Origin of the sequence: Candidatus Macondimonas diazotrophica, assembly GCF_004684205.1 — a bacterium.
Lineage (GTDB): Bacteria > Pseudomonadota > Gammaproteobacteria > UBA5335 > UBA5335 > Macondimonas > Macondimonas diazotrophica.
The window spans coordinates 20925-33791 of record NZ_SRIO01000021.1; the positions used below are offsets into that span (position 1 = coordinate 20925).

General features: G+C 63.1%; 11 protein-coding genes. 4 read left to right on the forward strand and 7 right to left on the reverse strand.

What is annotated here, in order from left to right:
* Positions 1 to 4: 4 nt before the first annotated feature.
* The 6 genes from E4680_RS12225 to E4680_RS12250 form a co-directional block, all read right to left on the reverse strand.
* Complete coding sequence (locus E4680_RS12225) at positions 5 to 682, reverse strand: acyltransferase (protein WP_135282701.1); 678 nt, start codon at positions 680 to 682, stop codon at positions 5 to 7.
* The gene (locus tag E4680_RS12230) at positions 679 to 1830 is read right to left on the reverse strand and encodes a DegT/DnrJ/EryC1/StrS family aminotransferase (RefSeq protein ID WP_135282702.1); all 1152 of its coding nucleotides are present in this window, start codon (positions 1828 to 1830) and stop codon (positions 679 to 681) included. The genes E4680_RS12225 and E4680_RS12230 overlap by 4 nt, the downstream gene beginning before the upstream one ends.
* Before the next feature lie 16 nt (positions 1831 to 1846).
* The gene (locus E4680_RS12235; protein WP_167792501.1) at positions 1847 to 3241 is read right to left on the reverse strand and encodes a TIGR03013 family XrtA/PEP-CTERM system glycosyltransferase; all 1395 of its coding nucleotides are present in this window, start codon (positions 3239 to 3241) and stop codon (positions 1847 to 1849) included.
* 93 nt (positions 3242 to 3334) lie between these two features.
* Positions 3335 to 4690 carry a VWA domain-containing protein gene (locus E4680_RS12240; protein WP_135282704.1) on the reverse strand — a complete coding sequence of 452 codons (1356 nt, stop codon included), beginning with the start codon at positions 4688 to 4690 and terminating at the stop codon, positions 3335 to 3337.
* A 4-nt stretch (positions 4691 to 4694) separates the two neighbouring features.
* On the reverse strand, positions 4695 to 5636 hold the full coding sequence (locus E4680_RS12245) for an AAA family ATPase (protein ID WP_205688927.1): 942 nt from the start codon (positions 5634 to 5636) through the stop codon (positions 4695 to 4697).
* Positions 5637 to 5640: 4 nt separating this feature from the next.
* Positions 5641 to 6732 (reverse strand): acyl-CoA dehydrogenase family protein, encoded by a 1092-nt coding sequence (locus tag E4680_RS12250; RefSeq protein ID WP_135282705.1) that lies wholly within the window; start codon positions 6730 to 6732, stop codon positions 5641 to 5643.
* Between the two features lie 163 nt (positions 6733 to 6895).
* Between E4680_RS12250 and ilvD the strand changes: the two genes are divergently transcribed.
* Both ilvD and E4680_RS12260 read left to right on the forward strand, forming a co-directional pair.
* Positions 6896 to 8566, forward strand: coding sequence for a dihydroxy-acid dehydratase (gene ilvD / locus E4680_RS12255; RefSeq protein ID WP_135282706.1), 1671 nt, complete (start codon positions 6896 to 6898; stop codon positions 8564 to 8566).
* Positions 8567 to 8853: 287 nt separating this feature from the next.
* Positions 8854 to 10320 (forward strand): coniferyl aldehyde dehydrogenase, encoded by a 1467-nt coding sequence (locus tag E4680_RS12260; protein WP_135282707.1) that lies wholly within the window; start codon positions 8854 to 8856, stop codon positions 10318 to 10320.
* Between the two features lie 108 nt (positions 10321 to 10428).
* Here the strand turns inward: E4680_RS12260 and E4680_RS12265 are convergent, their stop codons facing one another.
* Entirely contained in the window at positions 10429 to 11688 is a 1260-nt protein-coding gene (locus E4680_RS12265) for a fatty acid desaturase (protein WP_135282708.1), read from the reverse strand.
* 235 nt (positions 11689 to 11923) lie between these two features.
* Between E4680_RS12265 and E4680_RS12270 the strand changes: the two genes are divergently transcribed.
* Both E4680_RS12270 and E4680_RS12275 read left to right on the forward strand, forming a co-directional pair.
* Positions 11924 to 12457, forward strand: a complete 534-nt coding sequence (locus E4680_RS12270) for an alpha/beta fold hydrolase (RefSeq protein ID WP_135282709.1) — start codon at positions 11924 to 11926, stop codon at positions 12455 to 12457.
* A 197-nt stretch (positions 12458 to 12654) separates the two neighbouring features.
* A partial coding sequence (locus tag E4680_RS12275; RefSeq protein WP_205688928.1) for a DinB family protein occupies positions 12655 to 12867 on the forward strand: 213 nt, incomplete at its 3' end.

A 12867-nucleotide genomic window follows, 5' to 3' on the forward strand; every position in this document is an offset into this window, starting at 1 on the left:
TCGGTCATTCATGCCGGACGGGCGAGCCTGTTTCGGACGCCGCATTCGCGGCGGTCCGACCCCCGGCATCCTGCTGCCATTCCTCATACCAGGGCAGCAGCTCGGGATGCTCACGCAACATGCGCTGGTCGAACCGGCGCATGTTGCGGATGACACGGGCTGGATTGCCGCCTGCCAGCACGTGCGGTGGAATATCGCTCTGCACGATGGAACCCGCCGCGATTGCCGCGCCATCGCCAATCGTCACCCCCGGCATGATCAAACTGCCCGCCCCGATTCCCACGAAACGGCCGATCCGCACCGGCGCGGTTCGGAAGCCGACCCGTTGATTCTGCGGGACATCAAGATAATGGCGCCCATAGATGCGCATCGAGAGATGGGAACTGTGGGTGAAAATTCCCACCCAGGCCCCGATATGGCTACCTTCACCGATTTCGAGCCCGCCGGTCCCGTCCAGAATGGTGTAATGCCAGACGAAACAGCGATCCTCGAGGATGACCTGTTCAGGACATTGGATTACCGCGGTATCACTCATGCGCACCCAAGCCCGCCACTGGCCCGTGGCATCAGCGTAACCGCGCAGCATGCGCGGCGCCTTGCGGTCGCGCCGCCAAGCATTGACGCGGGCGCGCGCCGCCTGCCGCCAAGCCGAAGGCAACTGACGCAACAACCACGCTTTCATCGCGCGATATCCGAACGGACCGCTTGGATGACGTCGTCAACATCCGCATCGGTCAACGCCGGCGACAGCGGCAGACTGACTGTCTGCCGGCCGATACGCATGGCCTCGGGCGTGTCCTCAGGCCGCCAACCCAGCCGATTCTGATAATAAGGGTGCTCGGGCAGGCTGAGGTAATGCACGCCTACGCCGACGCGCTGCGCCGTCATGTCGTCGAGAAAGTTGTCGCGCGTCCGGCCGCAGCGCGCCTCGTCGATGAGCAGGGTGTAGAGATGATGGGCATGCCGGGTCTGGGGATCAGGCTCCGCCGGCCGGATCACCGGCAAATCGGCAAAAGCAGCTTGATAGCGCGCCCAGATGGCGCGGCGGCGCTGCCAGGATGCCTCTACCCGCGCCAGCTGATGCAGCCCGATCGCCGCCTGCAGATCCATCATGTTGTATTTGAACCCACATTCGACCACCTGATAGTGGCGATAGCCGCTGTCCGAAAAGCGCCGCCAGGCATCGTGGCTCATGCCATGCAGCGCGAGCGTCTTGAGGCGCGCCGCATCCTCGGTCCGCCGCGTGAGAATCATGCCGCCCTCGCCGGTGACTACGTTCTTGGTCACATAAAAGCTGAAACAGCCGAAATCGCCGATGGTCCCAACCGGGCGGCCGTCATAGCGGCTTTCGATGGCATGAGCGCAGTCCTCGATCACTCGCAGGTCATGATGCTCCGCCAAGGCCATCAAGGCGCCCATATCGCAGGGACGGCCCGCAAAATGCACCGGCAGGACGGCGCGCGTGCGCGGGGTGATGCGCGCCGCCACCGCGGCCGGATCGAGGTTGAAGGTCACGGGATCCACATCGGCGAGCACGGGTGTCGCACCGGCATGGAGGATCGCATTGACCGTCGCGCAGAAGGTTAGTGGCGTCGTGATGACCTCATCACCCGGCGCCAGACCCGCCGCGAGCAGACTCAGATGCAGGGCTGCAGTACAGGAGTTGACCGCCACTGCTTGCTCGACGCCCTTGTAGGCAGCGAAATCGCGCTCGAAGCGGGCCACCTTGGGCCCCGTTCCCAGCCAGCCGCTACGCAGGCTGTCCACCACCTCGTCAATTTCAGCCTCGCCGATGAGCGGCGCCCCGAAAGTCAGGAAACGTTCACGCATCCGAAGACCCCGTATCTCACCGTGCGCCCTTGCCGAACAACACCACTTCCACGGTTAGCAGGCAGATCATCAGATCGAACAGCAGACTTTGGTGTTTCAGATAGTAGAGATCGTATTGCAGCTTCTCCCGCGCATCGGCCTCGGTATCACCATAGCGGTAGTTGAGCTGGGCCCACCCGGTCAGGCCCGGCGCGATGCGGTGGCGCACATCATAGAACGGAATGTTGCGGGCCAACTCGGCAACGAACTCCGGGCGTTCCGGCCGCGGCCCGACCAGACTCATTTCCCCGCGCAGGACATTGAACAGCTGCGGCAATTCGTCAATGCGATATTTGCGCAGGATACGCCCGACACGGGTAACACGCGGATCGTCGCGTTGCGCCCAGACGGGCACACCGCTCCGCTCGGCATCCACGCTCATGCTGCGAAATTTCCAGATCGAAAAGGCGTGCCCCCCCCTTCCCGTGCGGATCTGTCGATAGAACACGGGTGCATCCAACCCGTCTTCCACGCGAATCGCCAGCGCGGCCAACACCATGAACGGGGCCACCAGACCTAACAACAGCATCGCCGCCACTGTATCGAACACCCGCTTGCCGTAAGGATAGAGTGCGCTGCCGAATCCACCTGTGGTGTATACCAGCGCTGCCGGCTGGAGCAGATCCAGAAACACCTTGCCGGTCTCCCGCTCGGCAAAACCGATCGCGTCGGTTACCCGAATTCCCAAAGCACGGCATTCCAGCAATGCCTGCAACGGGAGCAAACCGCGTCGTTCATCGGGTGCCACGACGATTTCATCCACCCGCAGCCGGCGCGCCAATTCATCCAGTCGATTCGTGGCAACGCGCACGATCGGCCCGGGCAGCGTTTCGGCCAGTTGATCGGCGGATAGCGGCATGAACCCAACCAGCCGCGATCCGCGCGGTTTCCCCAAGCGGGCGAACAGATCCGCGGCCCGCTGTCCGGCGCCCAGCACCAATACCCGCGGCTTGATCAGTGCGGCTTCCCCCCAGCGCTGAAACAGGATCTGCGTGGTAAGCAGCGCGGGCGCGACGAACAGCAAGGTCAGCGCCATGATGCCGCGTCCCAGATACAGACCAGGCAACAGGTAGTACAACAGCGCCAGACCCGCCCAGGTCAGGCCGCAAGCCGCCACCACCCGAACCGCCATTTCCTCTGTCCGCATCAGCGCGAAACGCTGATACATGCCCAAGGCGTACATCGTCGTCACTAGCACCAGCGAGAATGCGGCTACCTTGGGTGCCAGCGGGGCAATGCTCTCCACGCCGGGCCGGCCGACATGAATGAAACGCAAGGCGGTCGCCGCAAGAACGGCGAGCGCACTCAGCCCCATCTGCACCAGCGCCAGGGCCATGTAGCGATCGTGAAAAGCCTGTTTGATCGGGCGCAACGGCATCATCCGACGGAAAGGGAAGGGCTCGCCGGAACGCTACGCCGGCACACGAGAGGGCGATTCTAGGGAGCAGCGCCCCGTCCCTCAAGCTCAGACGGCCCGCGTCGTCAGACGCAGCATCTGATTGACAGCCTCTTCCAGCTGCTTGAGGGTGGCGCATTCGCGCACCACATGGCACAGCGGCTGGTAGGTTGCAATGATCGAGTCACCAGTGTTCCAGGTCACGAATGGCTCCGGATTGAGCCAGATCAGATGGCGACTGCGCTGACCGATGAGCTTGAGCAGATCGGCGCGCGGATCGCCCAGATTGTTGCGCGCATCACCGAGGAACAGAACGGTCGTGCGTGGCGTGAAGGCATCCAGATGTCGCTCCACCAGATGCGCGAGCGTGCGCCCGTAGTCAGTCGGACCGACGGGCGCTGCCGCCTGCGCGGCCTCCAGCGCGGTCGCCACCGGTTGTTCATCGAAGATGTCGGTGACTTCCACCACATCGGCGCAGAACGTGAAGCTGCGGATGCGATCCATCACCTCGCTCAGGGAATGCAGGAACAGCAGCAAAAAGCGCGTGTAATCGGAGACCGAGCGACTCACATCGCAGATCACCACCACACGCGGTCGATCGACGCGGATGCGCCGCCAATGGATGTTGAACAGCTCACCATCGAAGCCCATGTTGCGGCGCAGGGTGCGGCGGACATCGAGCTGGCCACGCCGGGCTCGGCGCGCTCGGCGTGCATGCTGGCGCGCCAGACGCCGCGCCAGACGCTGGGTCAGTTCGGTCATGCGGGCGATGTCGTCTTCTTCCAGCTTGTTGAGCCGCCGCTCCGACAATGCCTGTTCGCGCAAGGCCTCGCCCGAAGCGCCGGTATACAGGGCCACCTGTTGCTGAACGAAGGTCTTCATCTGATCGATCAGGTAGGCCCGCCCCTCGCGCAGCCGGCGGGCACGATCCGAGCTGCCCTGCCCGCTGCGCTCGAGCTGCGCCAGTTCCTGATCGAGTCGATCGAGTCCCATACGGGCGGTGAGCCTCTGCATGACCACCCCACGCTGGGTGAACAGCGTCATCTCGCTCACCCCCACCTCGCGCACCGCCTCGCGCAGGCTCGACATCAGCCCGGCGCGATCGCCGCGCAAGAGCTGCTCGACCAGTGTCGATGCCTCGCTTTCGCTCTCGGGGGCGATTGCTCCCTCGTCGGTCGCCAGATAGTCCTGATGATCCGCATCGGCGAAGGCCTCCGCCGTGAAGTAACGATCGAAGGCCGCAAAGAATCGCGCCTTTTCGTCCACGGTCTTGGCCAGCGTCACGCCCAGACCTTCGCGCAGCACCTCGCGGTCACCGTAGCCCAGCACCCGCACCACCTCGTGCGCCTCCAGGGCCTCGGCGACGGATACCCGCACCTGTGCGCCACGTACCGCCTGGATGAAATCGGCCAGTACCCGATCCATCAGCTCAGCCCGTCACGACGGTGCGGGACTCATGAAGCAGCGTTGTCATCTCCTGTTCGACACGGCGAATGTCCTCCTCGAACTTCAGGAACACGCTCAAGGTTTCGCGCACCAGGCTTTCCTCCAGCGCGTCGGCATGCATCAGCACCAGCACACGTGCCCAGTCCACCGTCTCGCTGACCGACGGATGTTTCTTGAGATCGACTTGGCGGATGCGCTGAATGAAGGCAACCAACTGATCGCGCAGCGCCTCGTCGATCCCCGGCACGCGCACGCCCACGATGCGCCGTTCCAGTGCTGCGTCGGGATAGGGAATGTACAGATGCAGACAGCGACGCTTGAGCGCATCGCTCATCTCGCGGGTGTTGTTGCTGGTGAGCAGCACGAACGGGCGATGCTGCGCGGCAATGGTCCCGATTTCGGGCACCGTGACCTGGAAATCCGACAGAATCTCGAGCAGCAGTGCCTCGAATTCCTGATCCGACTTGTCCACCTCGTCGACCAGCAGGACGCAGCCCTCGGGTTCCTGCAAAGCCTTCAGCAGCGGACGGGGTTCGAGAAAGTGCTCGGAGAAGAACACATCCTCATGCGCATGCAGGCGGGCGGTCGCCGCCTCCAGCGTCACGGCGTCGCCCATCACCTCGTGCAGTTTCTCTTTCAGCAACTGGATATAGAGCAACTGCTTGCCGTATTTCCATTCATAGATCGCCTTGGATTCGTCGAGCCCTTCATAGCACTGCAGACGCACCAGCGGCTGCTCCAGATAGCGCGCCACGGTCTTGGCCAGCTCGGTCTTGCCGACTCCCGCGGGGCCTTCGACCAGGATGGGACGGCCCAGATGATGCGCCACGAACAGACAGGTCGCGATGCGACGACTGCAGATATAGTCCATCGCGGCAAAATCCTCGACGATGGCGTCGACGCTGGCGAAACGTTCCAAACTCACGCGTTCACACTCCCTGTGTCATGGTCTGATCGAGCAGTTGACGGCCCAATCGGTCGTGGCCACGGGATTCACCCCGCAGCAGAAAAAAACTGACGTGTTGCAGCGCACTGACGTCGCCGGGCGCCAGACCGGCCTGTCGCGCCAGAGAGACCAGACCCGCCTGCGCGATCTTGAGCTGCCCCAAAGCTCCGGTGAGCATGGCCTCATGCCGCCCATCCGAAGCCGGACACGCAGCAAGATGACTCAGCGTCGCCGCCAGCGCCGCGACCGGTGCCATGGCCTGCCCCAGTTCCCCGGCCACCACCTTGCCGCTCGCGGCAATGGCATCGCCCAGCCGGCCGGCCAATCCCAGGGCATACGCCAGGAGGAAGGCTTGCTCACCCAAGCGAAACGGTTTGGCCCATTCCGTCAACGCGCTGCCTTCCGCCCCCAGCAGGGCCGAGGCCGGCAGCATCACTTCGGAAAAGTGCACACGGGCATGACTGGCCGGCCACAGTGAAACCGGGGCGGTCACGTTTTCCACGGTCACACCCGCAGCCGCGCGCGGCACCGCGAAGAGGGAAAATTGTTGCCGGCCAGCGTGGCGCGCCGTGACCGCCAGGACCAGAAAGACGGCAGCTTCCGCGCCATGGGTCACCGGTGACTTGACCCCGGACAATCGCCACGTATCGCCGATTCGGCCGGCATGAGTGGACAGATACTTGGGGTTGGCCCCGACCCCGGGTTCTGACGTGGCGACCGCCACCAGTTGCCGGCCCTGAATCAGCGCATCGCGCACCGCGGTCCGTTCCGGGTCGCCATCGGCGACCGCGAAATAATGGCCGGCCACCCACGCTTCGAACAACACGGCAAGCGCCGGTCCGGCCGGCCAATTCGCACGCCCGAGCCGCTCCGCCAGCGCCGAAAGTGAAAGCGCATCGCCGCCGTCGGCGTCTGTCGAAACCGGCGAACTGATCCTGATCAAGCCGTTGGCCGCGACGGCCTGCCACCATGTCCACGGAAAGCCTTCAGCGGGCGCCGGGAGTTCGGGCAATTGCGTGGTAACGGCATCGGCCAGATCCGACCTCAGCCAGCAGGAGGAAAACAAACCCGTCATCGAGGACCCATCAAATCCAGCGCAACTCAACTGAGCGAACCCATTCAGAGCAGCCAGCGTAGCAAACCCGTCACCGTTCAACCATCAGCCTTCGCCTCGCTGGATTCGTCTGCCCTTCCGGAATCACGGCCGTCCCATCCGGTCTGGTACAGGAGAACGCCCCATGGCCCGCAATGCACGCAGTCATCACCTGACCCAAGGACCACAGCGCACCCCGAACCGGGCCTTGTTCCGCGCAACCGGCTTTACGGATACTGACTTCGACAAGCCCGTGGTGGGCATTGCCAACGGCTTCAACACAACGGCCCCATGCAACATGGGCCTGAACACACTCGCCGCGCGCGCAGACTGGGCGCTTCGCGAGGCCGGGGCCATGCCGCAACGCTTCGGAACCATCGCCGTTTCCGGCGGCGTTTCCATGGGGACCCCGGGGGCGCGCTACGCGCTGGTGTCACGCGAGGTCGTTGCCGATTCCATCGAAACAGTCTGCGATGGCCAGCTCATGGATGGGCTGCTGGCCATCGGCGCCGGTGACAACGACATCCCAGGCGCCCTGATGGCGATCGCCCGCCTCAACATCCCTGCGGTCTTCGTCCATGGCGGGACCATGAAGCCGGGCCACCTTCATGGTCGTGACCTGAGTATCGTCAGTGCCATCGAAGCCGTCGGCGCCTACGGTGCCCAAAGGATCGATTTGCACACATTGCTGGACATCGAACGCCATGCCTGCCCCGGCGCCGGTGGCGGGATGTCCGCCGCCAACACCATGGCGGCCGCAGCCGAAGCGCTCGGGATGAGTCTGGCGCGCTCCTCGACCGGGGCGGCCGAAGACGCTGAAACGGCGGACAACGCGGGCGCCTCCGCCCGGGCCTTGATGCGGGCGATCGATCTGAACCTCCGGCCGCGCGATCTGCTCACCCGTGAGGCTTTCGAGAATGCCATCGCGCTGGTCATGGCGATCGGCGGCTCGACCGATGCGGTCCTGCACCTGCTTGCCATTGCCCATGCTGCCGAGGTGCCGCTGAGCATCGATGATTTCGAGGCGATTCGGCGCAAGGTGCCGGTTTTGTGTGACCTCAAGCCGGCAGGTCGATACATGACGACCGATTTTCATCGTGCGGGCGGGGTTCCGCAGGTCCTGCGTTTGCTGCTCGATCATGGTTTGCTGCATGGGGACTCACGCACCATTTCCGGCCGGACCCTGGCCGAAACACTCGCGATCATCCCCGGCGAACCCGACCCACAACAAGCTGTCATTCGCCCTTGGCGCGATCCCGTTCACTCCGAAGGTTCGGTGGCCGTTTTTCGGGGGAATCTCGCGCCCGGGGGCGCTGTCGCCTGGATTGCGGGTATCACATCGCGCAGCCTCACCGGACCGGCGCGGATCTTCGATTCGGAGCAAGCAGCCCTGGCTGCGATTCTCGACCACCGAATCCATGCGGGCGATGTCATCGTCATTCGTGGTCAGGGCCCGCAAGGCGGTCCGGGGATGTGTGCACTCATGATCGTCACATCGATCCTCGTCGCGACCGGTTTGGGCCATCAGGTGGGCTTGATCACCGATGGACGCGTCTCGAGCGATCCCCATAGCCTGGTTGTGGGCCACATCACCCCGGAAGCGGCCGTCGGTGGCCCCATTGCGCTGCTCCAGGAGAGCGACTCCATCACCATCGATATCGACCATCAGCGCCTTGACGTTCAACTAAGTGAAGCCGATCTGGCCAGCCGACAGGCCCAGTGGCATCAACCCGCGGAAACTGCGAAGCCAGGCGCCGTGCTGACCAAATACGCCAAACTGGTCTCCAGCGCCAGTGAAGGCGCGGTGACCCGTTGAAGATGTGCCTGTCGCCGCGCAAGACCGCAACCTCAACCATTCATCCGCCCCATTGAGCGCCGCTTGACACCGGCCCGATGATTGCAGGCACTGGCATCCGAGCGATCCGGCCACCTGAATCATCTCGCCCGCTCACACGCAATCCGCCCGCAGATCAGACACGCGTCAAATACTGGAAAATCAGTTGGTTCCTTGCTATTCCCTAGAGACAGGGCATCGCCTCACCGGAGGCTGAGCGCCGATCCCTGCCAATCCGAATCCAACAACGACTGTGCGGAGGAGACCTCATGAGCACCCCCCAACCCACCGCGATCCGGCCGCCACCACTGACGGAGGTCCAAACGCGGGCCAATCCTTATCAACCGATTCTCGACAGACAGCGTCGCGCCCTACGCGAGCAGGGTTTTCCGGATGTCACACGGCGGGTCGCCGCACTGGAAGCCCTGGCGCGCAGCATCGGTGCCCACGCCGATGAATTGGTGCGAGCCGTGCAGGCCGACTTCGGCCACCGCTCACCGCATGAGACCATTGCCAGCGAAGTGTTGGGCGCGCTGGCCGAAATTCGCCTCACGAAAGGCAAGATCAAGGGCTGGGCCAAGCCCAAGCGCCCGCCGCTGCTGTCGGGCCTTCCCGGCGGGCGGATCTACTATCAACCCAAGGGCGTCGTCGGCATCATGGGCGCCTGGAACTACCCCGTCATGTTGGTGCTTTCCCCGCTGATCGGCGCACTCGCCGCCGGCAACCATGTCATGATCAAGCCGCCGGACATGACCCCGCGCACGGCCGAGGTGCTCAAGCGCATGCTGGGGGAAATCTTCGATGCGTCCTACGTAACGGTAGTCACCGGAGATGTGCAGGCCGCCATCGATTTCTCCGCCCTGCCCTTCGATCATCTGATGTACACCGGCAACACCGAAATCGGCCGACGCGTAATGATGGCCGCGGCGCGCAATCTGACGCCGGTCACGCTTGAACTCGGCGGCAAGTCACCGACCGTCATTACCGATGACTACCCCCTGGACAAGGCAGCCAACCGCATCCTGCTCGGCAAGGGGGTCAATGCGGGGCAGACTTGTATCGCGCCCGACTATGTGCTGATTTCCCGTCATCGCCAGCAGGCCTTCCTCGAGGCCTGGACCCGGGCGGTCAGCCAGCGCTATCCCACTTTGGCCGACAACCCGGACGTCACTTGGATCATCAACGATCGCCACTACAACCGCCTGCAGGCCATGATCGAAGACGCGCGCGCCAAGGGCGCCCAAGTGCACGAAATCAACCCGGCCGGCGAAGCCATCCCCGAAAGCAAACGCGTCATCGCGCCGACCGTCATCACCGGCGTCACCGACGACATGCGCGTCATGCAGGAAGAAATCTTCGGACCGATATTGCCCATCCGTGCGGTGGACAGCCTGAACGAAGCCCTCGATTACATTATGGACCGTCCGCGCCCGCTGGCGCTGTATTACTTCGATGAGGATCGAGGACGAGCCGAACGGGTCATGGCCGAAACCATCTCGGGCGGGGCCTGCGTCAACGACACCGTTGTGCATCTGGCCAACTTCAACATGCCCTTCGGCGGCACAGGGGACAGCGGCGCAGGGGCCTACCATGGATTCTGGGGATTCACGGAGTTCTCCCACAAAAAATCGGTGCAATTCCAGAGCAAGCGCTTTTCCCCCGCCCAGTTCATCCGCGGCCCCTACCCCGTCAAGGCTTATGGGTATCTCCAGCGCGCAGTGCGCTTTTTGAGCTGAGTTTCCACAAAGTTTCTCGGTGCACACCAAAAAAGATCGGCACACCTGGAATCCAGGTGTGCCGCTTCTTATCGACCCGGCATCTGAGGCCGGGCGGTCAGTAGCCGCTTAGGCCGGCAGCAGGCTGCAATCCGGCGGTGGCTGGCTGCCTCGCAGCAGTTCTTCGCGACTGTAGCCATAGGTCTCGTTTTCCAGATACGACACCCCACTCTTCACATTCTGCTCTGCGGCCAGACGACGCTCAGCCTCCGAAGCCATGTTGCGATCCCATTCGAGTAGCAGCGGGCTGATCTTCTTGAACCACAGCGGTGGAATCAGGGCATAGAAGAAGGTCGTCGTGTAACCGGCCGGCGCGTGTGGTGCTTCGTGCACCAGCGGCTTCAGGTTCCAAAACTCCACGCTGGCATCTGCATGGTGATGGGCGTGACGGTTGATGGCACACAGAAACCAGTTGGACATCCGATTGTTGCAGTTCCAGGCGTGACGCACATGCATGGGTTCCGTGGGCACGCGGACCAGACCGTGATGCTCCATGTAATTGGCCAGTTCCAGAGCGTTGCGGGCAATGAAACCGATGGCCAGGTAGCCCAGCAGACCGACGAACCCGGCGGCAGCCATGAAGAACACCGCGACGGCCGCCTCCATCAACCAACCCCGAATCGCGCGATTCTTGTAGCTGAGGTGGTTCTCACCCATCCGGTTCAGGCGTTCCTTCTCCAGATCCCAAGTCATCTTGTACTGGCCCAGGGTCGAGCGCACCAGGAAGTGGTAGTAGTTTTCGCCGCGGATGCTGGTGGCCGGATCGGCCGGCGTGCACACGAGATTATGATGGCCATAGGGATGGCGGATCGAGAACAGCGTGAACATGCCGAAGGCCTCACCCAACCGACCCATGAACACCGCCACCGGGTTCTCGGTCCGATGGGTCAGTTCATGGCCGACGATGATCGACGCGTTGGTCGCTGCGATCGCCGCCAGACCCAGGGCGCCCAGCATTTCCCAGATCGTGTTCTGGGCATTGGCGGCCAACAGGTCATAGCCGGTCAGCGACTGCACGAATCCGCCAAAGCCGAAGGGGTCGTTGCCCGTGGCATAGTAACCGAGCAGCCAGGCAAACATCATCACCGTCAGGGCACAGACGACCTGAGAGGTGTATTGCAGCGGATAGAAGATCCACGCCTGCTTATAGGTGTAGGTCCCCTCGTCCTTGCCAAAGAACAGGTCGCCCAGAAAGATGAACGCCGCCATGAACACGGCAAATGCCGTGATGACGGGCCCACCCACGAAGAATAGGATCAGGGCCACCAGGGACATCGCCGGAAAAAGAAAGAACCGGCCGTATTTCCAAGTTGCTTTGAGCGCATTCATAAATCTTATCGCTCCTCCGATAGCGTTAAACTGTTGGTTCAGGGTATCCCCCGTGTTCGGTTCAAGATATTAGATCGATAACTTGAGCAATCGTTCAATCACTGAAGAGAATGTAAGCCTTTCTCCAAACCGACCGTTAAATTGTACCCAGTCACGCGAACGAATGATATGCGTCAAGATGTCGCACCAACCCGACGCAGCCCCACCCGACCCGCATCAACGACAGAGGCAACCGATGACCGAAAAGCTGGTGGTATTCGCCCATGGCCGGGACAGCGGCCCCTGGGGGACCAAGATCACGGCCCTGGCGCAAATTGCCCGATCTGCTGGCTGGTCGGTCATGAGCCCGGATTACACGGGGAGCACGGATCCTGCCGTGCGCGTTGCCCAGCTACTTGAGCTGGCACCACGTCCATCCGGCCCGCTGGTCCTTGCCGGCAGCAGCATGGGCGGATACGTCAGCGCTGCTGCGTGCAGCGCACTTCAGGCGCGTGGCCTGTTTCTCATGGCACCGGCCCTGTACTTCGCCGGATATACGCTGCCCGAGCCGGTCCACCCGCCGCGCTGCACGGTGGTGCACGGCTGGCGTGATACGGTGATCCCCGTGGAAGTCGGCATCCGCTTCGCGCGCGAGCATCGCGCTGAATTGGTGGTGGTCGATGACACCCACACGCTGGCGGCATCCCTGGATGTGCTGCGCCCGCTATTCCATCGCTTTCTGGACACCATCGCGCGCCCGGCACAGGACCTCGATCACGCCGGCCCTTGACCCTGTCGACATACCCGGGTAGCAAAGCTGCGCGCGCTTCGTCATGCTTGCGACACCATGTGCGGGGATTTCGTCCCCTGTGGGTGTCATTCCATGCCGCCGTGCGGATCCCGAGGGAACCATCGGCGTCATGAATCGCTCCCATGATGATCTGAGGTCAGCTGCGGAGAACCGCGTCGAATGAACAGGACTCGCCCATGACGCATGGCAACCTGGAGCATCGGTATGGCGAGATCCGCCGAAGAACCGAGACCTTGACCACACCGCTCACCGCCGAAGACATGGTGATCCAGTCCATGCCCGACACCAGCCCGCCCAAGTGGCATCTGGCGCACACGGCGTGGTTCTTCGAAACCTTCATCCTGCAGCCGCGCCTGCCGGGTTACCAACCGTTCCATCCGCGCTACGGC